The 25,782-nt window shown below is 43.4% G+C and carries 22 protein-coding genes; 14 read left to right on the top strand and 8 right to left on the bottom strand.

Translation table 11 applies throughout. The features are described 5' to 3' along the window. Positions 1–203: 203 nt before the first annotated feature. Entirely contained in the window at positions 204–1,277 is a 1,074-nt protein-coding gene (locus AAAH86_RS04035; protein ID WP_343486217.1) for a transporter substrate-binding domain-containing protein, read from the bottom strand. A gap of 41 nt (positions 1,278–1,318) precedes the next feature. Continuing rightward, complete coding sequence (locus tag AAAH86_RS04030) at positions 1,319–2,080, bottom strand: LexA family transcriptional regulator (RefSeq protein ID WP_343486216.1); 762 nt, start codon at positions 2,078–2,080, stop codon at positions 1,319–1,321. Positions 2,081–2,250: 170 nt separating this feature from the next. Here AAAH86_RS04030 and AAAH86_RS04025 point away from each other — a divergent pair, with 170 nt between their 5' ends. The 3 genes from AAAH86_RS04025 to AAAH86_RS04015 all read left to right on the top strand — a co-directional run bounded on the left by AAAH86_RS04025 (position 2,251) and on the right by AAAH86_RS04015 (position 4,660). Further along, positions 2,251–3,525: a putative DNA modification/repair radical SAM protein gene (locus AAAH86_RS04025; RefSeq protein ID WP_343486215.1), complete on the top strand. Its 1,275-nt coding sequence runs from the start codon at positions 2,251–2,253 to the stop codon at positions 3,523–3,525. A gap of 61 nt (positions 3,526–3,586) precedes the next feature. Next, positions 3,587–3,739 (top strand): hypothetical protein, encoded by a 153-nt coding sequence (locus AAAH86_RS04020; protein WP_343486214.1) that lies wholly within the window; start codon positions 3,587–3,589, stop codon positions 3,737–3,739. A gap of 81 nt (positions 3,740–3,820) precedes the next feature. Continuing rightward, a complete protein-coding gene (locus tag AAAH86_RS04015) occupies positions 3,821–4,660 on the top strand; it encodes a TIGR03915 family putative DNA repair protein (RefSeq protein WP_343486213.1) in 840 nt (279 codons plus the stop codon). Positions 4,661–5,015: 355 nt separating this feature from the next. On the opposite strand, the gene AAAH86_RS04010 is transcribed toward AAAH86_RS04015, so the two are convergent. The 3 genes from AAAH86_RS04010 to AAAH86_RS04000 all read right to left on the bottom strand — a co-directional run bounded on the left by AAAH86_RS04010 (position 5,016) and on the right by AAAH86_RS04000 (position 7,007). Then, on the bottom strand, positions 5,016–5,558 hold the full coding sequence (locus tag AAAH86_RS04010; RefSeq protein WP_343486212.1) for an ester cyclase: 543 nt from the start codon (positions 5,556–5,558) through the stop codon (positions 5,016–5,018). Between the two features lie 67 nt (positions 5,559–5,625). Then, positions 5,626–6,486 (bottom strand): AraC family transcriptional regulator, encoded by an 861-nt coding sequence (locus AAAH86_RS04005; protein WP_343486211.1) that lies wholly within the window; start codon positions 6,484–6,486, stop codon positions 5,626–5,628. After that, positions 6,483–7,007 carry a hypothetical protein gene (locus AAAH86_RS04000; protein ID WP_343486210.1) on the bottom strand — a complete coding sequence of 175 codons (525 nt, stop codon included), beginning with the start codon at positions 7,005–7,007 and terminating at the stop codon, positions 6,483–6,485. The genes AAAH86_RS04005 and AAAH86_RS04000 overlap by 4 nt, the downstream gene beginning before the upstream one ends. 165 nt (positions 7,008–7,172) lie before the next feature. Here AAAH86_RS04000 and uvrA point away from each other — a divergent pair, with 165 nt between their 5' ends. The 5 genes from uvrA (at position 7,173) to AAAH86_RS03975 (ending at position 16,611) form a co-directional block, all read left to right on the top strand. After that, positions 7,173–10,034, top strand: coding sequence for an excinuclease ABC subunit UvrA (gene uvrA / locus AAAH86_RS03995; RefSeq protein ID WP_343486209.1), 2,862 nt, complete (start codon positions 7,173–7,175; stop codon positions 10,032–10,034). A gap of 7 nt (positions 10,035–10,041) precedes the next feature. Beyond that, positions 10,042–10,728: a TIGR00730 family Rossman fold protein gene (locus tag AAAH86_RS03990; protein ID WP_343486208.1), complete on the top strand. Its 687-nt coding sequence runs from the start codon at positions 10,042–10,044 to the stop codon at positions 10,726–10,728. Between the two features lie 98 nt (positions 10,729–10,826). Continuing rightward, positions 10,827–13,595 (top strand): metalloprotease, encoded by a 2,769-nt coding sequence (locus tag AAAH86_RS03985; protein ID WP_343486207.1) that lies wholly within the window; start codon positions 10,827–10,829, stop codon positions 13,593–13,595. Positions 13,596–13,748: 153 nt separating this feature from the next. Next, positions 13,749–16,160: a thiamine pyrophosphate-dependent enzyme gene (locus AAAH86_RS03980; RefSeq protein WP_343486206.1), complete on the top strand. Its 2,412-nt coding sequence runs from the start codon at positions 13,749–13,751 to the stop codon at positions 16,158–16,160. 73 nt (positions 16,161–16,233) lie between these two features. Continuing rightward, positions 16,234–16,611, top strand: coding sequence for a DoxX family protein (locus AAAH86_RS03975; RefSeq protein WP_343486205.1), 378 nt, complete (start codon positions 16,234–16,236; stop codon positions 16,609–16,611). Between the two features lie 162 nt (positions 16,612–16,773). Here AAAH86_RS03975 and holA read toward each other — a convergent pair whose 3' ends face one another. Further along, positions 16,774–17,775: a DNA polymerase III subunit delta gene (gene holA, locus AAAH86_RS03970; RefSeq protein ID WP_343486204.1), complete on the bottom strand. Its 1,002-nt coding sequence runs from the start codon at positions 17,773–17,775 to the stop codon at positions 16,774–16,776. A gap of 26 nt (positions 17,776–17,801) precedes the next feature. Here holA and AAAH86_RS03965 point away from each other — a divergent pair, with 26 nt between their 5' ends. The 3 genes from AAAH86_RS03965 to AAAH86_RS03955 all read left to right on the top strand — a co-directional run bounded on the left by AAAH86_RS03965 (position 17,802) and on the right by AAAH86_RS03955 (position 20,336). Then, the gene (locus AAAH86_RS03965; protein ID WP_343486203.1) at positions 17,802–18,248 is read left to right on the top strand and encodes a type I restriction enzyme HsdR N-terminal domain-containing protein; all 447 of its coding nucleotides are present in this window, start codon (positions 17,802–17,804) and stop codon (positions 18,246–18,248) included. A 117-nt stretch (positions 18,249–18,365) separates the two neighbouring features. Next, a complete protein-coding gene (locus tag AAAH86_RS03960; protein ID WP_343486824.1) occupies positions 18,366–19,367 on the top strand; it encodes a glycosyltransferase family 2 protein in 1,002 nt (333 codons plus the stop codon). Between the two features lie 105 nt (positions 19,368–19,472). Further along, complete coding sequence (locus AAAH86_RS03955; RefSeq protein ID WP_343486202.1) at positions 19,473–20,336, top strand: OmpA family protein; 864 nt, start codon at positions 19,473–19,475, stop codon at positions 20,334–20,336. Positions 20,337–20,546: 210 nt separating this feature from the next. On the opposite strand, the gene AAAH86_RS03950 is transcribed toward AAAH86_RS03955, so the two are convergent. Together AAAH86_RS03950 and AAAH86_RS03945 are read right to left on the bottom strand one after the other, a co-directional pair. Beyond that, on the bottom strand, positions 20,547–21,167 hold the full coding sequence (locus AAAH86_RS03950; RefSeq protein WP_343486201.1) for an L-threonylcarbamoyladenylate synthase: 621 nt from the start codon (positions 21,165–21,167) through the stop codon (positions 20,547–20,549). A gap of 66 nt (positions 21,168–21,233) precedes the next feature. Beyond that, a complete protein-coding gene (locus tag AAAH86_RS03945) occupies positions 21,234–23,561 on the bottom strand; it encodes a UvrD-helicase domain-containing protein (RefSeq protein ID WP_343486200.1) in 2,328 nt (775 codons plus the stop codon). A gap of 131 nt (positions 23,562–23,692) precedes the next feature. Here AAAH86_RS03945 and AAAH86_RS03940 point away from each other — a divergent pair, with 131 nt between their 5' ends. From AAAH86_RS03940 to AAAH86_RS03930, 3 genes are read left to right on the top strand one after another with little or no spacing between them, the layout of a single operon-like run. Next, positions 23,693–23,884, top strand: coding sequence for a hypothetical protein (locus tag AAAH86_RS03940; RefSeq protein ID WP_343486199.1), 192 nt, complete (start codon positions 23,693–23,695; stop codon positions 23,882–23,884). 35 nt (positions 23,885–23,919) lie between these two features. Beyond that, positions 23,920–24,423, top strand: coding sequence for a DsrE family protein (locus AAAH86_RS03935; RefSeq protein WP_343486198.1), 504 nt, complete (start codon positions 23,920–23,922; stop codon positions 24,421–24,423). A gap of 10 nt (positions 24,424–24,433) precedes the next feature. After that, complete coding sequence (locus AAAH86_RS03930; protein WP_343486197.1) at positions 24,434–25,714, top strand: amidohydrolase; 1,281 nt, start codon at positions 24,434–24,436, stop codon at positions 25,712–25,714. The last annotated feature ends 68 nt before the right edge of the window (positions 25,715–25,782 follow it).

Genomic DNA, 25,782 nt, shown 5'->3' with positions numbered 1-25,782 from the left:
AGCAAATATTGATTTCCTAAATGAAGAATTTGTCATTTTCTTAAATCCCATTTGAGGTTACGCGTGACAATTAATGACCAAAAAGGCAGCGAATATGTTGTATATCAAGAATTGTCATCATTTTTAAACTTAAACTAATTTCAAATGGATAGGGTAAACTCCGAAGAAAACTTACGCAGAAAAACCAACTAAAAAACTTTTGGTCAAAGTTCAGAGAGGCCAAACTCGGCCAAAATCACCGACCATTGTTGGGTTTCCATAATCTCAAGAATACGTTGCGAAATGGCCTGCTCCAGTTCTACGGCATCTTTTTTGATTCCAAAGGCGTAGAACTGTACATCAAACTTTAGGGGCAGCACCTCCAGTTTTTGAAGACTCGAATCTTTTTTGATGCGATAGCGAAGTATCGGGGCATCATAAATAAAAGCATCCAATTTATTGGCCTGCAATTCTTTTAGACCCGGCACCACACTCGAATATGTTTTTATATCCTTAAAGAAATGGGCATGAAGAAAATCATCAGATTCTGAACTTCTGATGGTGCCTACCCGACGTTCTTTAAAATCACCAAAGTCGGCTGCCTCACTATTCAACTGATTAACGGTAAGGCTTGAGGCAATACTTGCCGTAAGCCCAGAAACAAAAAGCAACCCACTGAACATCAGCCCTAAAGCGGCGATTTTTCCCATGCGTGTTTTTGGGGCCTTGTCACCGTAGCCCACAGTGGTCAATGTGACCACCGACCACCATAGTCCGTCCCATAGTCCTTTAAAACCAGGTCGAAAATGTTCGGGATTCTTCCGTCGTTCAAACATCCAAGCCAAAATTCCGAAGAACAATAAAATGATGAACAGCACGAGAAATCCCCGTAAAAAATTGACCTGAAAAAAAGAGGTTACAAACTGTTTGATTTTTTGGAAAGAAGATTGTTTGGCCACCACAATGGTCGAATGTGAAGCATAGAACGAATGGGTGAACTCCATTTCCTTGCTACGGGCACTGGTAATGGTCAACGGATTGATACTGACATCTATCTTTCCCGCTTTCAACGAATCCAACATCCCAGAAAACTGCATGGGCACCAGCTCATATTGCAAGTTTAGGTCTTCTGCGACGCGTTGCCATAACCAAATATTGATGCCTTCCAAAATTTCACCTTCTTGAATGATGAATGGAGCTGCTCGCGTATAGCCAACCCGTAACGGTTGAATCGAGTCTTGGGTAAAGGCAAGAGAAAAAAAGGAAAATAGAAAAACGAAGCAGAACGGCTTTTTCATGTTGTAGAGAGGTCGGTTAGCCCTTAAAGATAGGCAATCCGCTAATTTTTCACCTGCCCTACCTGACGTTTCAGCTCTTCCATTGATTGTTGTAATTGTTTCAGCAAACCGCGTTCAGATGAGGCATTGACATCAAAGGTAAGCTTGCTGCTCACTTCCCACATCTCTTGAATTTGAAAGGGTTTGATGTCATAAGGAGGATAGCTCTCGTTCAGCGAAACCAAGGTGACATTGTTCGAGTTGGGCCGTTTCTCAATTTTTTTGACCATTACGGAGTCTTGCAACACGACCACATACATTTTATTGGGGCTTACATGGTCAATATGCTCAATCGCACGGGCCATCACCCAATCATTGGGTTTCAGATTTGGCAACATGCTGTCGCCTTCCACCTGAAAGCCCCGATAGGTAGCATTTCGAAATTCGGGAATCGGCAAATCAAAGGCCGGTAATTGTTGATACCAGCTTGTGTCGGCAATGTTCTGCGGATAACCTGCAGCTGCCTTGGCATTGACCAACACCATATTGTCGTTTTCTTGGCTGTCGACCGTGACCACTTTAGGAATCACGCTGGTTCTTGAAGTATCCAAATGTTTTTGGTCGCTTTCGCCAAACAACCATAAGGGATTAATTTTATACTGTCGCAGCAATTCAGAAACCACCTTGCCCGAAAGTTTGGTTCGCCCGCGTTCAATATCTGCAGTGGTGTTCGACACCCCCAGATTTTTGGCAAACTCTGCTTGGGTAAAGCCCAAATCCCTTCTGATTTCGGCAAAGCGTTTTATGGTAAGTTCGTTTTCCATAAATCTTGCACTTCTCTTCATTCCCGCAGAGGCGGGAATCCACCTAAACAAGAAATCCAATAAATTCTAATCTTTATCAAATATATTGATTTTGGATTATTTCCAAAAATATTTATGGATTATTTCCATTTATTGGAATATTTCCATAATTTTGAATGGAATATTTCCAAATGAACTTCGAACGTATCAAAGAAAAGCTGAATATCCTTGCCGACGCTGCCAAATACGATGTTTCGTGCGCCAGCAGCGGCAGCGACCGAAAAAATAAGGGCAGTGGCTTGGGGAATGCTTCTCGAATGGGCATTTGCCATAGTTATACCGAAGATGGCCGTTGTGTTTCCCTATTAAAAATATTATTGACCAACCATTGCATCTACGATTGTGCGTATTGCGTGACCCGCAAGAGCAATGACGTGAAACGGGCCGCCTTTAAGATTCAAGAGGTGGTTGATCTGACCATCAATTTTTACCGCCGCAATTATATCGAAGGGCTCTTTTTGAGCTCTGGGATATTCAAAAGTCCTGATCACACCATGGAACGACTGATTGCCGTGGCAAAAAAGCTACGTGAAGAGGAGAATTTCAATGGCTACATTCATTTAAAATCCATTCCTGGGGCGAGTGATGAGCTGATGTATGAGGCCGGGTTGTATGCGGATCGTCTTTCGGTCAACATCGAAGTGCCCACCATTTCTGGCCTCAAACTCTTGGCGCCCGATAAAAAGCATGAAGATTTCACCAAACCTATGCGCAAGGTCAAAAATGAACTGATTCGTTACAAAAACGAACGCAAGGTCATCAAAAGCACGCCAAAGTACGCACCAGCTGGGCAGAGCACCCAGATGATCGTGGGTGCCACGGGCGAGACTGATAAAGATATCATGTACTCCGCCACCTATTATTACAAGGCCTACAATATGAAACGGGTCTACTATTCGGGCTACGTGCCCGTGCTGGAAGATAATCGTTTACCGTCAATTGGGTCACAAGTGCCCATGTTGCGTGAAAATCGATTGTACCAGACAGATTGGCTCCTACGCTTTTATGGCTTTGCCGTAAAGGAAATTTTGAACGATGAACATCCGAATCTCGATATAGATGTAGACCCCAAGCTGTCATGGGCACTACGGAATCTGCACCATTTTCCTGTGGATGTCAACAAGGCGGGCAAACGGATGCTGGCCCGCATACCGGGTTTGGGCATGCTTTCGGTCAACAAGATTTTGCAGGCCCGAAAGTTTCGAAAATTGAACTGGGACCATCTCAAAAAGATTGGGGTGGCCCTCAACCGTGCCAAATATTTCATGGTATGTGATTCCCATCAATGGGAACGCCGTGATTTGGACGCGGAGAAAATCAAGGGACTGATTTTGCAGAACTCCACCGGTAAGTTTCGGAAACAGTACAGCAATCAGTTAGCACTATTCACGAGCGAAGCGACGTGAACTGTAAAATCAATGAATGAAGTGGGCGGATTGCTTCGCTTCACTCGCAATTGGAAATACAATGAAAACTCTGGTCAAAAAACAAAGCTATTTGGAACGCAGGCGCACAGCCATTCTCAACTTTGGTTATGACTATGTGGCCTTTAGAAACAGGGCCAAAAAATCATTGGTTCGATTAAAAGAATTGATTAGAAACGAAAGCAAGACTTTCTAGTGTTCATTGAAGACAGTGGTGTCAAAGAGGTCAAACTCTCGATACCACCGTCTTTTCGCAAGAGAATTAAAAAATAAGATTATGAATCCATCAACAACAGATTCCCATCAAAGTTTATCACGATCGCAGTCGAGAGGCGGGAATGACATAAAAAGTACTACACTAGTCTATGACGGAAGTTTTAACGGCTTTCTCACAGCAGTTTTCGTCGCTTTTGATGAAAAAATCGATGTAGCCGATATTCAGAAAAACGACCAGGGACAAAATGGACTCTTCTCAGAGACGGAAACCATTTTCACCAATGTTGAAAAGGCAAAACGCGTCTGGAACGGCGTTCGCAACAAAAGCTACAACGCCATCACCAATATCTATTTTGCCTTTTTGAGCGAGGAAGATGGGGTCGAGCTCCTCCTCTACTCCTACATTCAAAAGCTGATGACTTCTAAGAACAGAAAGCAAGTGGACTACTCCGATGGCGTGGTGTTGCGCATCAGTCAATTGGCACGTTCCGTGGGGCGTGAAAAACACCGCATGGAGGCTTTTGTACGCTTTCAATTGACCAAAGACAACATCTATTTTGCCAATATCGAACCTGATTTTGATGTGTTGCCGCTCATCTCTAAACACTTTCGTAATCGTTATGCCGACCAACAATGGTTGATTTATGATGTAAAACGCCGTTACGGTATTTTCTATAATCTAGAGCGCGTAGAAATTGTGTCGTTAGATCTGCACGAAGTGCATTTTAACCGTACCAAAAAGAGCTGGGTCTTTAACGACGGTGAATACGAATATCAAGACTTATGGAACAACTATTTTAAAAGCACCAATATCAAATCGCGAATCAATAAAAAATTGCATACCCAGCATGTACCAAAGCGGTATTGGAAGTATTTAAGTGAAAAGAAAGAGGCGGTGTAGGCCTCCCCTAACCCCTTCAAAGGAGGGGAATAAAATAGCTCACCCCTTTTGTCATCCTGAACGCAGTCGAAGGACAAAGGGAGGTGTTTTCTCCACCATCGGTGGAGAAGACGGAGGGGTCTGATTGTCCCCTTGAGGGGACAGCCAATCCGCCAGAGGCGGATTGCAGGGGTGTTAGTAAATAAATAAGTGTAACGGTGTGACACCACCAGTTCGCAAATACGGACTGCCCTCTCGCATCAAGTGCGGGGACAGGCTCTTCAAATGGGGAATCATTCAAAAGGTATTTATGCGAGAAGAAGGGGGCTGTCTAGACAGCCCCCTTCTAAGACGATTATTTTCGCCCGATTTTGAATTACTCTTGATTTGAAACCTGCTGTATCGCAGTGGCCCAATCCTCAACATGGTACGAACGTACCATTTTACCATCTTCAACGGTATGCACGTCGATGGTCATAATCTCGAACTTTTTGCTGCCATCGGTGGGGGCACCAAAGAAATGTCCCTCGGGTGAGTTGGGAGTGCCCGAGGCGATACTGCGAACGATTACCCGATTGCCATCGACCAACATTTCTTGCACTGCCCAGTTCAAATCAGGAATCATGCCGCCAAATGCGGCCAAGGTGTTTAAAAACCCTTGACGGCCAGGGCCACCCAACGGTTGTGGGGTTGACAACCAATCGTCTGCCATATATTCCTGTGATAAAGCATGAGCGTTCACATTGTTGGGATTACTTAATTGGTCGTAGAACTTTTGCACGAGTTCTTTCAGGTTCTCTTTTTCCATACCTTTCATTTGTTTGTGTTTCTCAACTGCTTTTTCAGCCACTTTTTGGGCATCAACCGTATTACAAGATACCAACAAGGCCAAAGCAGCAGTATAGATTAATGATTTCATCTTTAGTGATTTAGATTATGTACACAAAGTTGATGATCTAAACGTGGAGAAGGATTATCAATTTAGACTAAGAATTGTCATTTTCGAGTCGAAACTGCTTCGGGGTCATTTTTGTCATCGTATGAAAAAAACGATTGAAGTTTGAAGGCTCTGAAAAGTTGAGGCCATAACTGATTTCGCTAATGGTCTTTTTTGAAAACAATAATTGCTTTTTGATTTCTAGCAGTAAGCGTTCTTTGATAAGCTCAGAACAATTCTTTCCCAAAAATAGCTTGAGCTTTTTGTTCAAATGTGACGTACTCACCTGCAACAGCTGGGCATAATCTACAACTCGCTGTTTTTCAATTATATGCTTTTCCAACAACTTCCGGAATTGAAGCACCAATTGTTCTCTATAAAACGTTTTTGAAATTGAATGGGCAGTTTGGTACTCACGATTCAGTTGAATCAAAATATAATATAGCAGTGCCCGTAGAAAATGCCTACTATCGTCTTTCAGGCTTTTTAGTTCTTGTTGTACTTCCATTAATTTTTGTGACATCACACCCATTTCACAATCTGTAAGGTTTACATAAGAAGGAGTGTCTGTATTGTAGAAATAAGCAAAGCGGTACAAGTAGAGCGCATCATTAAAGAACCTGGAAATAAATTCCTCCTCAAAAATCAAGAACAAAGCATCGGTATCGTCAGAGAGGTGAAGCCATTGCCGCCATTTGTTGGGAGGAAGCAACAAGACCGTTCCTTTCTTAAAGGAGACTATTTCTTCATCAATTCGGAACTCCCCAAAACCTGAAGTAAAAAAGATAATTTCGTAAAACGTAACCCAAAAAGGTTGTGTAGACTTATTGACATTGAGATTCTCGCGCATCTCAAAACAATCGATGAGCAGCTCTCTGTCATACTTTTTTCGAAGAAAATCTACTTTCATTTACTCCGCTCCCCCACAAATCGGTCACTCTCATTTTTAAACAACACATTAAAACTGGTCAATGAGCCATAGATTCGGGTGATGTATTGTTGTAGGTCAACCTTTTCAGAATCATCCAAATTTTTACTGCTGTTGATTTTTTGTTCCATGACCCGAATACGGTCGCGAACCATCACAATTTTATGAAAAAAGGTTTCAATGGGCATTTCTTTATTGGCGAGGTTGTCACCGGGTTCTAAAATCAATTTGCCACCTTTCCACTTGTCCGCGATGGCTACTTTTTCATGGGTGTCGCTCCATTTTTGTAGAATTTCGACCAATGAACGTTCCACATCAAAAAGACTGACAGTGTCTAAATCATCCTCTGACGCTTCGATGACCTCAAATTCAGAGTCCAAGTCAATGGTTTCGAGTCCGTTGTCAATAAAAGTGACCCAATAATGTTTGTTAGAGACGTTGGTGACCACACCCTTGCCATATTCAGGGTGGTCAATGCGAGAACCTATACCTAGTAGTTTCATGAATCAAGAATATTTAATTTCCTCTTCCGCAAAGGCGGAAGACTTCACAACAGATTCCTGCTTCCGCAGGAATGACAGACCAAAAATAAACCATCACTTAACAAATTGGAAATATAATCCAGCTTCCTTTTTAAGCGGCAATTGCGTATTTTAGCATCTTGTGCTATGATTAACTACGAAGAAAATATTGAAGTCCGCGGTGCCCGCGTTCACAACCTCAAAAATATCGATGTCACCATACCCCGCGAAAAGCTCGTGGTCATTACCGGGCTTTCGGGCAGCGGCAAATCTTCCTTGGCGTTCGACACCATCTACGCCGAGGGCCAACGTCGGTATATTGAGACCTTTTCGGCCTATGCCCGCCAGTTTTTGGGTGGCCTCGAGCGACCTGATGTCGACAAAATTGACGGCCTCTCCCCAGTTATCGCCATTGAACAAAAGACGACCTCAAAATCCCCTCGCTCCACCGTGGGCACGATTACCGAGGTCTATGATTTTTTGCGGTTGCTTTTTGCCCGTGCAGGAGATGCCTACAGTTACAATACGGGCGAAAAAATGGTCAGCTATGGTGATGAGCAAATCAAAAAGCTCATTATTGAGGCCTACCAAGGCAAAAAAATCAATGTGCTGGCACCGGTGGTGAAATCCCGTAAAGGGCATTACCGTGAACTCTTTGAACAGATTGGCAAACAGGGCTTTGTGAAAGTTCGTGTCGATGGTGATATTGTTGACATTACCAAAGGAATGAAGGTCGACCGTTATAAGACTCACGACATCGAGATTGTCATCGACCGCTTAAAAGTTACCGAAAGCGAAGAGTTGGACAAACGCTTGAACGAGACCATCAATACCGCCATGTACAGCGGCAACAATGTGCTCATGGTTTTGGAAGAAGGTGAAAGTGTGCCCCGATACTTCAGTCGTGACCTGATGTGCCCGACGACGGGTATCTCTTACCCTACACCTGAGCCGAATACCTTTTCATTCAACTCACCAAAAGGCATGTGTCCACATTGCAACGGCTTGGGCCATGTGTATGAGGTAAATGAGAAAAAAATATTTCCAAATAAAAAACTGTCCATCAAAACAGGTGGCATCGCCCCTTTGGGGGAATACAAAAAATCATGGGCCTTCAAGCAATTGGAGACCATTGCACAGCGCTATGATTTTGATTTCGCCGACCCCATTTCTAAGATTCCAAAAGAAGCGATGGAGGTCATCCTTCATGGCGGAAAGGATAGTTTTACCGTAGAATCAAAGAGCCTTGGGGTGAAACGCAATTACACCATTGACTACGAAGGCATCAGCAATTTTATCAAGACCCAGTTTGAAGAGGCCAATTCTACCTCAATACGCAGATGGGCCAAGGAGTATATGGATAAAATCAAGTGCCCAACCTGTGAAGGTTCCCGGTTGCGAAAAGAATCGCTGTACTTCAAAGTGGCCGACAAAAATATTGCCGAGTTGGTCGAGATGGACATTGCAGAACTGGCCACCTTTTTTGAAGGTCTTTTTGAACGCTTATCCGACAACCAAAAAAAGATTGCCGAAGAAATTCTTAAAGAAATCAAAGCTCGTATTGGTTTTCTTTTGGATGTAGGATTGGATTACCTTTCACTCAATAGAAGCTCAAAGTCACTCTCGGGCGGTGAGGCCCAACGCATCCGCTTGGCAACACAAATCGGATCGCAATTGGTCGGCGTGCTCTATATTTTGGATGAACCCAGTATCGGACTGCACCAGCGTGACAACGAACGACTCATCCGTTCTTTGGAATCGCTTCGTGACATCGGCAATTCCGTCATCGTTGTCGAACATGACCGCGATATGATTGAATCGGCAGACCATGTGATTGACATTGGTCCGAGGGCAGGAAGGTATGGTGGTGAAATCATTTCTGAAGGGACGCCGGAAAACCTTCAGAATCATCACACCTTGACTGCTGACTATATTACTGGTGAAAAAGAAATCTCCATCCCTGAAAAACGTCGAAAGGGCAGCGGTAAAAAAATTGTGCTTTCTGGTTGCACCGGGCACAATTTAAAGAATGTCACGGCCACATTTCCTTTGGGCAAGATGATTGGGGTCACAGGGGTGTCTGGCAGTGGTAAGTCAACATTAATCAACGAAACGCTCTACCCCATCATGAACGCCCATTATTTCAATGGCGTCAGAAAACCGATGCCTTACAAAAGAATTACGGGGCTTGACCATATTGACAAGGTGATTGACATCAACCAATCTCCCATCGGTCGCACCCCAAGGTCGAATCCCGCAACTTACACAGGTGTCTTCAGTGAAATACGCTCTTTGTTCGCAAAAACGACAGAGGCAACAATCAGGGGCTACAAACCGGGGCGATTCAGCTTTAATGTGCAGGGCGGTAGGTGTGAAACTTGCCAAGGCGGGGGGCTGAAAGTCATTGAAATGAATTTTCTTCCCGATGTCTATGTTGAATGTGAAACCTGCAATGGCAAACGTTTCAACCGAGAGACACTGGAGATACGCTACAAAGGTAAATCCATTGCCGATGTTTTGGAAATGACCATCAATGAAGCTGTGAATTTCTTTGAGAACATTCCCAAAATCCATAGAAAATTGAAGACAATCAAAGATGTGGGGTTGGGCTATATTCGTTTGGGGCAGCAATCCACCACGCTTTCGGGCGGTGAGGCACAACGGGTCAAATTGGCCACTGAACTGTCCAAAAGAGATACCGGCAACACCTTCTACATTCTTGACGAGCCTACCACGGGCCTCCATTTTGAAGATATCCGGGTCTTAATGGAAGTTTTGAACCGCTTGGTTGACAAAGGCAATACAGTATTGGTCATCGAGCACAACATGGATGTCATCAAAATGATGGACCACATCATTGACATTGGTTATGAGGGGGGTCGTAGCGGTGGAATGATTGTTGCGGAAGGTTCTCCTGAAGCAGTGGCCAAAGACACCAAGAGCTACACTGCAAAGTTCTTGAAAAAAGAATTGGAAGCATCAAAAAAGACAATGGCCAAGGCCGTATGATACAATTATGAGGAAAGAACAACACCACAAGGGATGGAATGAGATCAAGACGAACGACTCATGGGCCATATTCAAGATTATGGGCGAGTTTGTCACCGGCTTTGAAAAAATGAGTGCCATTGGACCGTGTGTTTCTATTTTTGGTTCGGCACGCACCAAAAAAGGTGAGAAATATTACGATTTGGCCGTTGATGTTTCAAAAAAACTGGCCGAAGCGGGCTATGGTGTTATCACGGGTGGTGGTCCCGGTATTATGGAAGCTGGTAACCGTGGGGCGAACCAAGCTGGCGGTATTTCCGTCGGGCTCAACATTGATTTACCGTTTGAACAACATGATAATCCCTATATTGATGCCGACAAGAGTTTGGATTTTGACTATTTCTTTGTGCGAAAGGTCATGTTCGTCAAATATTCACAGGGTTTTGTAGTACTACCCGGTGGATTTGGCACGTTGGATGAACTCTTTGAAGCGATGACGCTCATCCAAACACAGAAGATACACAGATTTCCCATTGTTTTGGTCGGCACGGAGTTTTGGAAGGGATTGGTAGATTGGATACGCGACACCCTGCTCGAAGCAAAAAACATCAGCGCCACTGACCTTGACCTCTTTAAACTGGTGGACTCTGCAGACGATGTGGTTGAAATCATCGACAGCTTCTATAAGAGCCGCGATTTGAGTCCGAACTTTTAAAATTGTCCCTCCTTTTGAAAAATCACCTTGCGCACAGTCTTGTTTTGACACTTCTTGCCCTCTTTGCTGCACCGTCTTTTGCGCAGCACAAAAATATAATGACGGCGATACTTGACGGCGAAACCAAAAAAATTGAGATCAAACAACGGTTCACCTACAAAAACAACTCAGGATCAACGCTCAATGTGCTGTATTTCAATGATTGGAACCACGCTTACTCAAGTAACACGACCCCTTTGGCAAAAAGGTTTGGCGAAGACTTTAACCGAAGCCTTCACTTGGCAAATAGACGTGAGTTCGGGCACACCCATATCAAAAGCGTGGTCAACAGCAAGTATGAAGGTCTAGACTGGGAGCGCACCGCTGCCCAAGACATCATTCGTATTAAGCTCGCAGAGCCTTTGCCTCCAGATGCCGCCATTGAGATTTTTTTCACTTATGACATTCAATTACCTGATAGCAAGTTCACCGGCTACGGATATGATGGTGACCAGTATTACTACTTAAAGGATTGGTACCTGACCCCGGCAGTTTTTGACGGCGACTGGCAGCTGTATTCAAACAAGGGTCTGGATGACCTCTATACAGATGTGACCAACACTCGTATCAATTTTATCTTTCCCAGAGAACTGTTCTTGTCTTCTAATTTTGCAAACCAGAATGTGGCTAGATTTCCTCAGGGTCAGTCGGCTATTTTAGAAGCACCGAGCCGCAAAAACTGCGATATAGTCTTGACTCCTGAAAAAGAATTTACCAAGCATGTGACACCCCACCTCACGGTCACTTCAAATATAGAGGCAAAAAAATACGATGTGCCTTCCCAAGGAATTTCCATTGAAAAAATTGCACGGTTTATGAGGAAAAACCTCGGAGACTACCCCCATGACAACCTGAAGGTCAGTACCATGGAGTACAACAAGAATCCATTATACGGTCTAAACCAGCTTCCTTCTTTCATACGACCGTATGAGGAACAATTTCAGTTTGAGATGATGTTTCTAAAGACTGCCCTCAACAAATATCTGAGAGAAACTTTGTTCATGAACCCAAGAAAAGAAAGATGGGTGTATGATGCCATTGCCTATTATTTGATGATAAAGTTCGTTGAAGAGAATTATCCCGATCAAAAATTGATAGGCAAATTGGCCAATGTTTGGGGTGTTCGCAGTTTTCATCTGGCCGAAATGGGATTTAATGAGCAATATTATTTTTTACAGATGCTATCGGCCCGGAGCAATATTGACCAAGCTCTGACCACCCCAAATGATTCGTTGATCGTATTCAACCAAAAAATTGCCAATCGCTACAAAGCGGGGCTGGGGCTGGCCTATTTAGCCAATTATGTGGGCAAAGAGCGCATTGACAGCACCATTATTGATTTTTATAAGGTTCATCGGCTCAAACCAAAGACAAAAACCTCAGATTTTAAACAGGCACTCAAGTTTTGTACCGATGATGACATCGACTGGTTTTTTAATGAATATGTCAGCACACGAGACAAAATAGACTACAAAATAAAAAAGGTTTCAAAAACGGAAGACTCCATTACCCTGACTTTGAAAAACAAGCGGGGCACCAGAGTACCCATTTCACTTTTTGGGCTTCAGAATGATTCCGTCATTTCACAGTATTGGTTCACGGGCATTGATACGACAAGAACATTCACCATTCCTAGAAATGGTGAAGATCGCTTGGTTTTGAACTATGACAAAAAAATACCCGAGTTTAACCAACGTGATAACTGGAAAACGTTGAATGGCTTTTTCTCAGGCAATAAAAAGCTGCAATTTCGCTTTTTTAAAGACACCGAGGACCCGTATTACAATCAAGTGTTTTATGTGCCCATTGCCAATTTCAATGTTTATGACGGGATTACCCCAGGATTACGCATCTACAACAAGACGTTTTTAGAGCGCCCCTTTGTCTACGATTTTGCACCGACCTATTCATTTTTGGAAAGAACTTTGGTGGGCCGTGCAAGTTTTCGTTATCGCAAATATCACGGGAAAAGCGGACTCTATGTTTCCAATTATTTTATTGGCGGAAGTACTTCCCATTTTCAAGAAAACTCACGTTTTACAACCATAACACCAGCAATAAGCTTCGGCTGGCGGCCGAACGACTTGCGTTCGAACAAACGGCAGTCGTTGCTCATCAGACATCGAAATGTTTTTAGAAGTATTGATGAGGGGGTCTTGACCGATGATTCCATTGATTTGGATTTGGAAAACAATCCCGATTACAATGTGTTCAACGTACGCTACCAAAACCGCACGAACGATATTGTCAATTATCGGTCATCTTTATTGGACTTTCAGCATTCGAGCCAGTTTACCAAATTGGCATTGGAGCTGGAGTATCGTAGGTTGTTCACCAGCAACCGTCAGTTGAACCTAAGGTTTTATGCGGGGAAGTTTATTCGAAACAAGACAGACTCTGATTTTTTCAGCTTTGCCCTTGATCGCCCTACCGATTACCTATTTGACTTGGGCTATTTGGGAAGGTCGGAAGATTCAGGAATTTACAGCCAACAGATCATTATTGCCGAAGGTGGCTTCAAGTCACGGTTTGAAGACCAGTTTGGCAGTGATTGGATAGCCACCACGAACGCCAGCTTCAATGTATGGCGTTGGGTTGAACTGTATGGTGACCTTGGGTTTATAGCTGACCGAGGTGAGAATGCACGTTTTCACTATGATTCTGGGGTGAGGCTAAATTTGGTCACCGACTATTTTGAGCTCTATTTTCCAGTTTATTCAAATATTGGCTGGGAAATTGCCAGGCGTGATTATGGCGAGCGCATCCGTTTTATAGTCACTTTGGATATCAAGACATTAACGGGGCTTTTCACACGCAAATGGTTTTGAGGATTCTTTAATAAAGTACTGTATTTGTGTTACAGAATTAACAAAAATGATATTTATCGCTCCAAAAATGAGGATTTAAAAATTTTTAGCCACTTTTTTTGATTGCACGATTAATCGTTTTTTAGTAATTTTGCAAAAATCCTTTGACTTACGATGAAGCCCAATTCCGAGACCAGCAACGACATTTCCTTTAAAGATTTTCAAAAACAGATTTTGAAGGATTATGAAGTGGTCGTCACCAGTCGTGAGTGTAGTCTTCTTGGTCGCCGCGAAGTACTCACTGGCAAAGCCAAATTCGGAATTTTTGGGGATGGAAAAGAATTGCCTCAGATAGCCATGGCACGGTCTTTTCAAGATGGCGATTTTCGCAGCGGGTACTACCGTGACCAGACCTTTATGATGGCCTTGGGCCTTTTGGATGCCGTTGAATTCTTTCACGGCCTCTACGCAACCACGGATCTTGAAAAAGAGCCCATGAGCGCAGGGCGCCAAATGGGTGGGCATTTTATGACCCATAGCTTGAATGAAGATGGCTCATGGAAAGACCTCACAAAACAAAAGAACAGCAGTGCCGATATTTCATGCACAGCAGGGCAAATGCCCAGACTTTTGGGTCTTGCACAGGCTTCAAAAATCTACCGGAATGTTACCGAAATAGATTCCACTGGTTTTTCAATCGACGGCAATGAAGTCGCTTGGGGCACCATAGGCAACGCCAGTACAAGCGAAGGACATTTTTTTGAAACGATGAATGCCGCTGGGGTGATGCAAGTACCCATGGTAATCAGCGTTTGGGACGATGATTACGGAATTTCGGTTCCGGCAGAATTCCACACCACAAAATCCGATATTTCAGAAATGCTGAAAGGCCTTCAGCGAGATGATGACAATGAAGGTTTTGAGATACTCAAAGTGAAAGGTTGGGACTATACCGCTCTGATACACGCTTACGAAAATGCAGCGGACATTGCTCGGGAAGAGCACGTGCCCGTTCTGATACACGTCACTGAACTTACCCAACCCCAGGGACACTCAACCTCGGGTTCTCACGAACGTTACAAAACTGACAAAAGGTTGCAATGGGAACACGATAATGACTGCAACAAAAGATTCCGTGAGTGGATTGTGGAGAACCAGATTGCGACTGATGAAGAGCTGAAAACACTTGAAAAAGAAATCAAACAAACGGTCCGAAATGCCAAAAAGGAGGCTTGGGCCGAATTTTTAAAGCCACACATCCAACTTCAAAAAGAGCTCGTTGGTATTTTGGAAGCGTTGGCATCATCTTCGCCAAATAAAAATTTCATTGACAAACTGAAAAAAGACCTTGTTGCCATAAAAGAGCCCCTTAAAAAAGACTTGGCATCTTTTTCTAGGCGTGCACTGCGTTATGTCATCGGTGAAAATAGTGCACAAAGAAATAGATTGGTTCAATGGGTTGAAGCCTTTATGCAAGATGCACAGCCAAAATTCAGTTCTAACCTTTATGGCGAACATGCTGATGGCGCTGTTAAAGTTGCATCGATTTCACCAAATTATGATGAAAATGCTGAGATGGTCGATGGGCGGGTCATTTTGCGTGACAACTTTGACAAACTGTTCAAAAAATATTCCAACGCCCTTATTTTTGGAGAGGATACAGGCAAAATTGGTGATGTCAACCAAGGGTTGGAAGGTCTACAAAAAAAATACGGCCCTCTAAGAATAGCTGATACGGGCATTCGAGAAACCACCATTATAGGCCAAGGTATCGGTATGGCACTTCGTGGACTTCGCCCCATCGCCGAAATACAATACCTGGATTATATCCTTTATGCTTTGCAGACATTAAGTGATGATCTTGCCACATTGTTATATCGAACCGTCGGCAAGCAAAAAGCTCCATTGATCGTCCGTACCAGAGGCCACCGTTTAGAAGGCATTTGGCATTCAGGATCGCCCATGGGTGCTTTGGTGCATCTACTACGGGGACTGCACATCTTGGTGCCCAGAAACATGACCCAAGCAGCAGGTTTCTATAACACGCTTATGAAAAGTGATGAGCCGGCACTGATTATCGAAAGCTTAAACGGTTACCGCCTAAAAGAACCGGCCCCAAACAACCTCGGTGAATTTTGCACCCCAATTGGCAAAGTCGAGATTATAAGAGAAGGTACTGACATCACTGTGCTTTCCTATGGCTCAACATTACGGATTGTGCAGCAGGTTGCCGAAGAATTGGTAGAGGTCGGTATTGATATTGAAGTCATCGATGCACAGTCATTGCTTCCTTTTGATTTGGATGACCAAGTGGTCGAAAGTATCAAAAAGACCAATCGTTTCTTAGTGGTTGATGAAGATGTGCCAGGGGGCTGTTCATCCTACTTGGTCCAGCATGTGGTTGAAAAAAATGGTGCTTACAGATATTTGGATAGTGCACCACAGACGTTGACGGCGCAACCACACCGACCAGCCTATGCCTCGGACGGAGACTATTTTTCAAAACCCAACGCAGAAGATATTTTTGAAAAAATCTATTCAATAATGCATGAGGCTGATCCTGAGAATTATCCATCGTTTTCCTAATGATTTTTGAAAATACATTATCCGAGTTTGTCAAAAAATGATAAATTCGCAACAAACGTAACTCCCCCACGGAATGAAAAACAGTAATTTGGCCAACATTGGTTTAGCCATTCTTAGAATTGTGCCTTCCGCTTTTATGCTGACCCACGGCATACCAAAACTTCAAAATCTGATTGCCGGTAATATTGAATTTGGAAATCCCATTGGTATTGGTGAGGCCCCTACCCTTTTCTTGGCGGTTATTGCTGAATTTTTATGCCCTGTTTTGATCATTATCGGATTCAAGACCCGTTGGGCCACTATACCCACCATAGTCGCCATGGTCATTGCCGCTTTTGTTGTGCATGCACCTGATCCCTTTGGCACCAAAGAATTGGCACTTCTGTACTTGGCTATTTTTGTTGCCATCTTTTTGTTGGGTCCGGGCAAATACAGTATCGACAGAAAATGAACCTATTTAAACCTTTTGGATTGAAGCGAAAATTAAGGATTTTGCATTCAATTGAAGACTTTTTTGAGTTGCATAGCTAGGCTACGAAAGGAAAAAAAGGCAAAAAGTGGGTGAAAAAAACCAATTTTTTAGCCAATTGAAAAGTTTAAATGAGTTAATAAATCAAAAGACCTTTATCAAAAGCTCTTTCAGCAAATCGCCCTGCGATAAGTTCGATGCGCCCAATCCTTTTCCTTTGAGATCTAGTTCTCGCAGATAGCCGATGATATGGCTTACTTTTTTCATGGGATAATTTCTTGCGGCCGTCTGAAATTCACCAACAAAATAGGGATTGATGCCCAATGCACTTGATACGTTCTTGGCAGAATGGTCATTGAGTCCATGATACTGCAACAGTTGGGTGAAAAAGGTGTTCAACAGGGTTACGGTCACCACAAAAGGGTTTTCTTTGGGGTTTTGGGCGAAATAATTGATAATTCTGCTCGCTTTTTTGACATCACGCTCGCCGATTGCCTTCTTGAGTTCAAAGTTGTTGAAATCTTTGCTGATGCCGATATGCTGTTCAATCAACTCAGAGGTGATCTCGGTATTTTTCTCGGTGACCAAAAACAGTTTTTCAAGCTCATTGTTGATTTTTCCCAAATCGGTGCCCAAAAACTCCACCAATAACGCACTGGCCTTTGGGGAGATGGAGTACCCCTTTCCGCTCAAAAATCTACGAATCCAGTCTGCCACTTGGTTCTCGTATAGTTTTTTACTTTCAAAAAGGAGTCCATTGGCCTTTATGGCCTTGTAGAGCTTTTTTCGCTTGTCAAGTTTTTTATACTTGTAGCAGATGACCAGAACGGTACTTACCTGCGGATTTTCAGCATAGTGCACCAGTTTTTCAATGGTGCGTGAGAGTTCTTGCGCCTCTTTTACAATCACCACCTGATGTTCTGCCATCATTGGAAAACGCTTTGCATTGCCCACAATCTCATCAACACTCGTCTCCTTACCGTATAGCACCATGTGGTTAAAGCCCCGCTCTTCTTCAGTGAGCACGTGCTCAGAAATGTATGCGGCGATTTTATCGATATAATAAGGCTCATCACCCATCAGAAAGTAAATCGGGTGCAATTTTCGCTCTTTAATGTCTTTGGCTATCTGGCGAACGGCTTCCATTCAGAAAAAATGGTCATTTTTGTGGCATGCAGACACTCAATTTTCCTACATACGATTTCCGTTTCAAAAGTAGCGAAAATAAGGTGTGGATTTTTGATGACATCCGTAAAAAATATGTGGTGCTACAGCCCGAAGAATGGGTACGACAGCACGCTTTGATGTTTCTCATGAAAACTAAGAAATATCCGAAAAGCCATATCAATGTTGAAAAACAGTTGATGCTGAACGGCCTCAAAAAAAGGTATGACATTGTAGTATTCAACCCAGATGGAAGCATTAGAATTTTGGTCGAATGCAAAGCTCCCGAAGTCGGTATCACCCAAAATACCTTTGACCAAATTGCACGTTATAACATGCCTCTGCAATCAGAGTTCTTGATGATAACCAATGGATTGGAGCATTATTACTGTCAAATGGATGGGGCCAATGAAAAATATACCTTTTTAAAGGAAATTCCTGATTTTAGCCATTAATCAAAGACATTCCCCGATGCACTGCATCGGGTTCCTATTGAAATGTCGTTCCCGGGAATCCGTGAATCTGAAATAAATGAATTTAAGTCTTTAAAATTCATTTATTTTGCGCTCGTTTTGAATATTGCGGTCGTCATATTGAATTGGAACGGGGTGCATTTGCTTGAAGAGTACCTCCCATCGGTCATAAAGCATTCCCAAAATGCGGATATCTATGTCATCGACAATGCCAGCAGTGATGGTTCCGTGGACTTTGTGTCAGAAAAATATCCATCCATACAAATCATCCAAAATGAAGAAAACGGCGGATTTGCAAAAGGGTACAATGATGGGCTGAAAGACATCAGGGCAGATATCTATTGCCTGCTCAATTCTGATGTGATGGTAACCGAAGGATGGCTCGACCCAATCAAAAAGGCTTTTTCTGAGCTACCAGATGTTGGAATCATACAGCCCAAAATCCTTGATTTAAAGAAACCCGGTCATTTTGAATACGCAGGTGCGGCCGGCGGGTTCATTGACCAATTGGGCTATCCCTTCTGCCGTGGGCGCATTTTTCAAGCTCTTGAAAAAGATATGGGGCAATACGACGATATCAAGCAAATCTTTTGGGCCACCGGTGCCTGTATGTTCATCAAAAGTGGACTTTTTTGGGCTTTGGGTGGATTTGATGAAGACTATTTCGCCCATCAAGAAGAAGTTGACCTGTGTTGGCGTGCACAAAATAAAGGATGCAAAGTGTATTATGTGGGATCAAGCCACATTTACCATCTTGGCGGGTCAACCTTGAGCAACATGAATCCAAAGAAAACATTTTTGAACTTCAGAAACTCTTTGTATTCCATCACCAAAAACCTTCCGAAAAGAAAGGCATTGCCCATAGTCTTTTTACGCCTATTGCTTGATGGCATTGCCGCAGCACGTTTTTTGGCGCAATTAAAACCAAGGCACTTTCTTGCAGTATTTAAGGCGCACGCCAGTTTTTACGGTAATTTTCCAAAAATGTACGAAAAACGTGAAAAAACTAATTTTTTGGTAAAATACTACACAACGAAATCCATTGTGTGGGCGCACTTCGTAAATGGAGTAAAGAATTTTAACATTTTAGCAAAAGATTAACGATGCATGAATTTTGCTGGTTCACATTTTCTATAATTTTGCCACGAAATTCTCACAACGTTAACGAATAACCATTAAATACTAATGATAATGACTAAAAAATTGATGTTAGCAACCTTAGGTGTTGCCGTATTATTGTCTTCATGTGTATCTCAGAAAAAATATGCTGAGTTGGAGGCAAAACAAAAAGAAACCCAAGACCTTCTCAATTCTGCGACGGTCAAATTGAACACGTGTCTTGAAGAAAAAGCTGCTTCAGAATCTCAGTTGCAGACCCTTCAAGACCAGAACGCTTTCTTGAAGGCCAATAACCAGGAGCTGATCAACAACATGGGCAATTTGACCACGTTGACTTCTAAAGGTGCCGATAACTTGGAAAAGTCTTTGGAAAGCCTTCGTGAAAAAGATTTGACCATCAGAAAATTACAAGATGCCGTTACCCGTAGAGATTCTGTAAACCTTGCATTGGTACAGAGCCTCAAAGGTGTGTTGGGCAATTTGGATGATGAGGATATCGAAGTAAGCGTTGAGAAAGGTGTTGTCTTCGTTTCGATTTCAGATAAACTGCTTTTCAGCAGCGGAAGCTATAATGTCACCAACGCCGCCAAAGAAGTATTGGGCAAAGTGGCCAAAGTGGTCAACAACAAGCCTGATTTTGAGTTTATGGTAGAAGGCCACACTGATAATGTGCCCTACAGAAGCGGAGTGTTATTGGACAACTGGGATTTGAGCGCCAAGCGTGCCACTTCAATTGTCAGGATCCTTCAGAATGACTTTGGCGTAGAGCCTGCAAGAATGACTGCGGCAGGCCGTAGTTATCATGTGCCATTAGTGGGTAACGATACTGCTGCCAATAGGGCAAAAAACAGAAGAACCCGCATTGTCGTGCTGCCCAAGCTAGATCAGTTCTACAGCATGATTGAAGAAGGCATGAAAGACCCGGCCATAGGCGGAAGCGGTAGAAACTAATCCGTTCTAGATAACAGAAATAATAAAAAGCGACCCAGTTGGGTCGCTTTTTTGGTTCGAGACCTTTGCAGAATCGATTTGGCAAGAAAGTACAACGCCCGAAGGAAATTTTATCCCGCAGTAACCTTGGCTATGAGGACATAAAATTTTCAAGAAGGAAGAAAATTTGAAGCCAAATCAATAAGACAGCTATTATGCGAAGGTCTTGATTTAAAGAATATCTAAAGAGCCTTTTCCCTCACGAACAATTTGGGGCTGGCTTTCAGAAAGGTCTATCACGGTCGATGCCACGTTATCACCGTACCCCCCATCGATGACTATATCGACGAGATTATCCCATTTTTCATGTATCAACGAAGGGTCGGTTGTGTACTCAATGACCTCATCTTCATCATGAATGGATGTAGACACAATCGGATTGCCCAACCGCTCGACCAGGGTTCTGGCGATACGGTTATCGGGTATTCGAATACCTACGGTCTTTTTCTTTTTAAAATCTTTGGGGAGGTTATTATTGCCCGGAAGGATAAACGTATACGGTCCGGGCAGTGTCCTTTTCAATATTTTAAAGGTTGGGGTGTCTATCTGCCGTACATAATCGGAAAGATTGCTCAAATCGGCGCAGACAAATGACCAATTTGCCTTTTCGAGTTTTACTCCCTTGATGCGGGCGATTTTCTCCAACGCCTTGGTATTGGTGATGTCACAGCCCAAGCCATACACTGTATCGGTGGGATAAATGACCAGTCCGCCGTCGCGCAGCACATCGACTACTCTTTTGATTTCCCTCGGATTGGGGTTCTCTTCGTATATTTTGATGAATTCAGCCAATACTTTAGTAATTGCACTAATTAAAGTACGAATTACTTCGCTGATTACCTAAATCAAAATGCGAGTTTAGCTTTCCAAGACCTCCAATTTTGCAAACCGTAAGAGCAGCTTTTTCACATCACCCTGCTCAAAATGTATCTCGGCTTTTTTGTCATTGCCGACCCCCTCAATTTTTAAGACTTTACCCCTACCGAAACGGGTATGGTTCACTAAACTGCCTTCCGTGAGATTTGGGTCAATGGGATTCTTGCTTTTTGAAGGTTGCGATAGTTGCGGTTTTAGTTTTCGAAGCCGTCGCAACTGGTTCTCATCAGGTTTTCGAATCTGTGGCGGTGTCCCATTTTTTGGTTTTACCTGACGTAGTTTGGTCTTGTCGACCTCACCCCAAATGTCATCTTTGATCATTGATTGGTAACGGTATCCGTCATTAACGGGCACCAGGTTTTCAATGTACTGTTCATCCAACTCTTCCAAAAATCGGCTGGGTTCGGCGTCAATCAATTTTCCCCAGCGATATCGGTTGAGGGTGTAGGTGAGATACGCTTGTTTTTCGGCCCGTGTCAATGCCACGTAGAATAGCCTTCGCTCCTCCTCCAACTCACTTCGGGTATTCATACTCATGGCGGATGGAAAAAGATCTTCCTCCATCCCCACAATATAGACGTAGGGAAACTCCAATCCTTTTGCCAGATGAATGGTCATCAAAGCGACCCTGTCGTCGTCACCGATTTCTTTATCCATATCAGTGGCCAAGGCCACATCTTCCAGAAACTCGGTGAGGCTTCCCTCGGCATCGGCCAGTTCTTTTTGGCCCTCTACAAAATCTTTGATACCGTTGAGCAATTCTTCGATGTTCTCCATCCGGGCAATGCCTTCGGGGGTGCCATCCTTCTTAAACTCCAACAATAGTCCAGTTTTTTTGGCAACATGTTCTGCCAAGGTAAAGGCATCCGAAGCTTCATTCATGATCTGAAAGCTCTTGATCATGGTCACAAAATCATTTAGCTTGTTTTTGGTACCTGAATTAATTTTCAAATCAATTTTGTCCAAATTCTCCATGACCTCAAAAATGGAGCGCTGATAATGGTTGGCTGCTACGGTAAGCTTGTCAATGGTGGTTTGACCGATACCCCGTGCCGGAAAATTAATGACCCGTTTTAAAGCCTCTTCATCTTGTGGATTCACGATCAGCCGTAGATAGGCCAAGACATCCTTGATCTCCTTACGTTGGTAGAAAGAGAGTCCGCCATAAATACGATAGGGTATATCGCGCTTTCGCAAAGCATCTTCAATGGCCCGAGATTGTGAATTTGTTCGGTACAGCACAGCAAACTCACCATTTCTTATCTGTTGCTGCATCTTGTTTTCAAAGATGGAACCCGCAACGTACCGACCTTCTTCTGCATCGGTGTCACTGCGATGGATGATGATTTTGTTGCCCGCGTCATTAGCGGTCCAAACCACTTTCTCCAACTGGTCTTTGTTCTTCGCAATGACTGAATTCGCTGCGTTCACAATATTCTTGGTAGAACGGTAGTTCTGTTCCAATCGATAGACCGAAACATCATCATAATCACGCTGAAAATTGAGAATGTTGCTGATGTTAGCACCCCTGAAGGAATAGATACTCTGGGCGTCATCACCGACCACACAGATATTTTGATAGCGATCGGCCAAAGCCCGTACAATCAAATACTGTGAATGATTTGTATCTTGATACTCATCGACCAAGATATATTTGAACCGTTCCTGATATTTTTTGAGTACTTCTGGAAATCGATTGAGCAATTCATTCGTCCGCAATAAAAGATCATCAAAATCCATGGCACCCGCCTTAAAACAACGATCCACATAATTTTGGTAAATCTCACCCAAGCGGGGCCGTTTGGCCATCGCATCAGCTTCCATCAGTTCTGGATTCTGAAAATAGGCCTTTACCGTAATGAGGCTGTTTTTATAGGAGGAGATGCGGTGCTGCACCTGTTTGTACTTGTAGATATCCTTATCAAGACCCATCTCCTTGATAATGGAGCGAATCAACGATTGGCTGTCTTGGGTGTCGTAGATGGTAAAGTTGCTGGGGAAGCCCAGTTTATCCCCGTCATAACGAAGCAAGCGTGCAAAAATGGAATGAAAGGTGCCCATCCACAGGTTTTTTGCCTCTGAACTGCCCACAATATCGGCAATGCGCTTTTTCATCTCACGGGCCGCTTTGTTGGTAAAGGTCAGTGCGAGAATATTGAAACTATCGACGCCTTGTTCCATCAAATGGGCGATACGGTAGGTCAATACGCGGGTCTTACCAGAACCTGCCCCTGCAATAACCATCAGAGGCCCGTCTTTATGCAGTACAGGCTTACGTTGCGCCTCGTTCAATTCATCCAAATACGACATGAACTCTTCTTAAACTAAAAAGTGAAATTAGCCATTAATTGGAGTTTCAAAAAATGTTGCCATCAATACTTTTGAACAGTTTGTTACCGATATGCCCCTTTTTAAATATATTTAGAAATTAAAATCTTTCTATGAAGTACCTGAACCTTGTTGTTGGGATTTTAGCGCTCATCAATGTTGTGTATACATTTTTCAGCGAATCTGAAACTTCTACCTTTTTCGGAATGGAAATCAGCATTTGGCTATATCGGCTCATTTGGTTGATACTGGCGGCCCTATGTTTCTACGGATATTACACCAGAAAAGTCGCTGACCAAAAATGAAAGTTGTCTCCAAAAGTTTGTTTCTAATTTGTGTATTGGGAACAATAGCTCTCTATTGCCAAGAAAAAAAGGCCGGACCCATCATAAAAGATTATGGCAACGTTTGGGAAATACCGAATCCTGATTACGACATTGCCCCCAACACTGAGTTCAAAGTGGTCTTTGATATCATGAACAGTCCTGAAGACCATTCAGCCCGTAGTTCCACTATTGAAACCGCTGCCCGTTTTTTGAACATGCATGCCCAAAGCGGCATGGCACTTGAAAAAATGAAAGTAGTGCTTGTGGTACACAACAAAGCATCAAAGGATATCATCACGAATGCCGCCTACCAAAAAAGATATGGTGTTGACAACCCCAATGCCGATATGGTCAACCAATTGATGGATGCAGGGGTTGAGGTCATTTTTTGCGGACAATCTTCGTTATCACGAGATTTCCCCAAGCAAGAGTTGCTTCCCGATGTACAACTGGCACTTTCGGCCATGACCGCCTTGATTCAACTACAAAACGAAGGCTATCGCTTGATAAAATTTTAAACTATTGACTATGAGAGTATTGACTACATCACTTTTAAGTATTTTGACCTTATCCGTTTGTGCACAAGGTCCAAATCTAGAAAAAGAGTACGAGGCCATTGAAGACAAGGTCATTGAATGGCGGCATGACATCCATCAAAATCCTGAATTGAGCAACCGCGAGTTCAAGACTGCTGAAAAGATTGCCAACCATCTGAAGTCATTGGACATTGATGTGCAAACAGGAGTCGCCCATACCGGAGTTGTTGGTGTTCTAAAAGGAAGCGGTACGGACAATGGTAAAGTCGTGGCGCTTCGTGCCGATATCGATGCCCTGCCAGTGACCGAACGCAACGATTTACCCTTTAAATCAATCGTTACCGCTGAATTCTTGGGAGAAAAAACAGGCGTGATGCATGCTTGTGGCCATGATACGCATACTGCCATTTTGATGGGTGTGGCCGAAGTGCTTTCAAATAACAGGGACAAAATCAACGGAACAGTCAAATTCATCTTTCAGCCAGCCGAGGAAGGTCCGCCACCGGGTGAGGAAGGTGGTGCTTTGTTGATGGTCAAAGAGGGCGTGCTTAAAAACCCAGACGTGGACGCCATCTTCGGGCTGCATATCAACTCACAGACCCCTGTGGGAATGATACGCTTTAAAATTGGTGGTACCATGGCCGCAGCCCAAAGTTTCACCATCAATGTCAAGGGAAAACAAAGCCATGGCTCGCAGCCTTGGAGTGGTGTTGACCCGATTCTTATCAGTGCCAAAATTATTGATGGCCTACAGACCATCATCAGTCGTGAATCGAATCTGACCAATGAAGCGGCCGTAATCACTGTGGGCAAAATCAAGAGTGGAGTGCGTTTTAACATCATACCGGAAAGTGCCGAGATGATTGGTACCATTAGAACGCTGGATTATGATATGAAAGACCACATTAACAAACGAATGAAGGAGATGGTCGCCACTATCGCCAAGGCCTACGGAGGTGAGGCAACCTGCGAAATCAAGGATGCTACCGACATCACATACAATGAACCTGATCTGGTCCAAAAGATGCTGCCCACCCTGAAGCGTGTTGCAGGAACTGAAAATGTCGTGGCCCAAAAAGCGATTACCGGTGCCGAGGATTTCTCCTATTTTCAGAGGGAGGTTCCCGGGTTCTTTTTCTTTTTAGGGGGAATGACCCCGGGCAATGAAACACCCTATCCGCATCACACGCCCGATTTTTTGATTGATGATGCAGGAATGCTTTTGGGGGTAAAGGCCATGACCGAACTGACGTTGGATTATTTGAATATGTAGTTTCAAGTTTCTTTCGTTTCTGGTTTCTATTGTTTTTAGTGACTGACCTGAAACCCTAAACTCGAAAC

Source organism: Allomuricauda sp. d1 (assembly GCF_039592695.1).
Classification (GTDB): Bacteria; Bacteroidota; Bacteroidia; order Flavobacteriales; family Flavobacteriaceae; genus Flagellimonas_A.
Note: the sequence above shows the minus strand (reverse complement) of the source record. Positions and strands in the feature narration are given on the sequence as shown.

What these genes read in the sequence shown, in the direction of transcription:
- AAAH86_RS04035 (WP_343486217.1), bottom strand. Translation starts at nt 1,277, where the DNA reads ATGAAAAAGCCGTTCTGCTTCGTTTTTCTATTTTCCTTTTTTTCTCTT.
- AAAH86_RS04030 (WP_343486216.1), bottom strand. Translation starts at nt 2,080, where the DNA reads ATGGAAAACGAACTTACCATAAAACGCTTTGCCGAAATCAGAAGGGAT.
- AAAH86_RS04025 (WP_343486215.1), top strand. Translation starts at nt 2,251, where the DNA reads ATGAACTTCGAACGTATCAAAGAAAAGCTGAATATCCTTGCCGACGCT.
- AAAH86_RS04020 (WP_343486214.1), top strand. Translation starts at nt 3,587, where the DNA reads ATGAAAACTCTGGTCAAAAAACAAAGCTATTTGGAACGCAGGCGCACA.
- AAAH86_RS04015 (WP_343486213.1), top strand. Translation starts at nt 3,821, where the DNA reads ATGAATCCATCAACAACAGATTCCCATCAAAGTTTATCACGATCGCAG.
- AAAH86_RS04010 (WP_343486212.1), bottom strand. Translation starts at nt 5,558, where the DNA reads ATGAAATCATTAATCTATACTGCTGCTTTGGCCTTGTTGGTATCTTGT.
- AAAH86_RS04005 (WP_343486211.1), bottom strand. Translation starts at nt 6,486, where the DNA reads ATGAAAGTAGATTTTCTTCGAAAAAAGTATGACAGAGAGCTGCTCATC.
- AAAH86_RS04000 (WP_343486210.1), bottom strand. Translation starts at nt 7,007, where the DNA reads ATGAAACTACTAGGTATAGGTTCTCGCATTGACCACCCTGAATATGGC.
- uvrA (WP_343486209.1), top strand. Translation starts at nt 7,173, where the DNA reads ATGATTAACTACGAAGAAAATATTGAAGTCCGCGGTGCCCGCGTTCAC.
- AAAH86_RS03990 (WP_343486208.1), top strand. Translation starts at nt 10,042, where the DNA reads ATGAGGAAAGAACAACACCACAAGGGATGGAATGAGATCAAGACGAAC.
- AAAH86_RS03985 (WP_343486207.1), top strand. Translation starts at nt 10,827, where the DNA reads ATGACGGCGATACTTGACGGCGAAACCAAAAAAATTGAGATCAAACAA.
- AAAH86_RS03980 (WP_343486206.1), top strand. Translation starts at nt 13,749, where the DNA reads ATGAAGCCCAATTCCGAGACCAGCAACGACATTTCCTTTAAAGATTTT.
- AAAH86_RS03975 (WP_343486205.1), top strand. Translation starts at nt 16,234, where the DNA reads ATGAAAAACAGTAATTTGGCCAACATTGGTTTAGCCATTCTTAGAATT.
- holA (WP_343486204.1), bottom strand. Translation starts at nt 17,775, where the DNA reads ATGGAAGCCGTTCGCCAGATAGCCAAAGACATTAAAGAGCGAAAATTG.
- AAAH86_RS03965 (WP_343486203.1), top strand. Translation starts at nt 17,802, where the DNA reads ATGCAGACACTCAATTTTCCTACATACGATTTCCGTTTCAAAAGTAGC.
- AAAH86_RS03955 (WP_343486202.1), top strand. Translation starts at nt 19,473, where the DNA reads ATGTTAGCAACCTTAGGTGTTGCCGTATTATTGTCTTCATGTGTATCT.
- AAAH86_RS03945 (WP_343486200.1), bottom strand. Translation starts at nt 23,561, where the DNA reads ATGTCGTATTTGGATGAATTGAACGAGGCGCAACGTAAGCCTGTACTG.
- AAAH86_RS03940 (WP_343486199.1), top strand. Translation starts at nt 23,693, where the DNA reads ATGAAGTACCTGAACCTTGTTGTTGGGATTTTAGCGCTCATCAATGTT.
- AAAH86_RS03930 (WP_343486197.1), top strand. Translation starts at nt 24,434, where the DNA reads ATGAGAGTATTGACTACATCACTTTTAAGTATTTTGACCTTATCCGTT.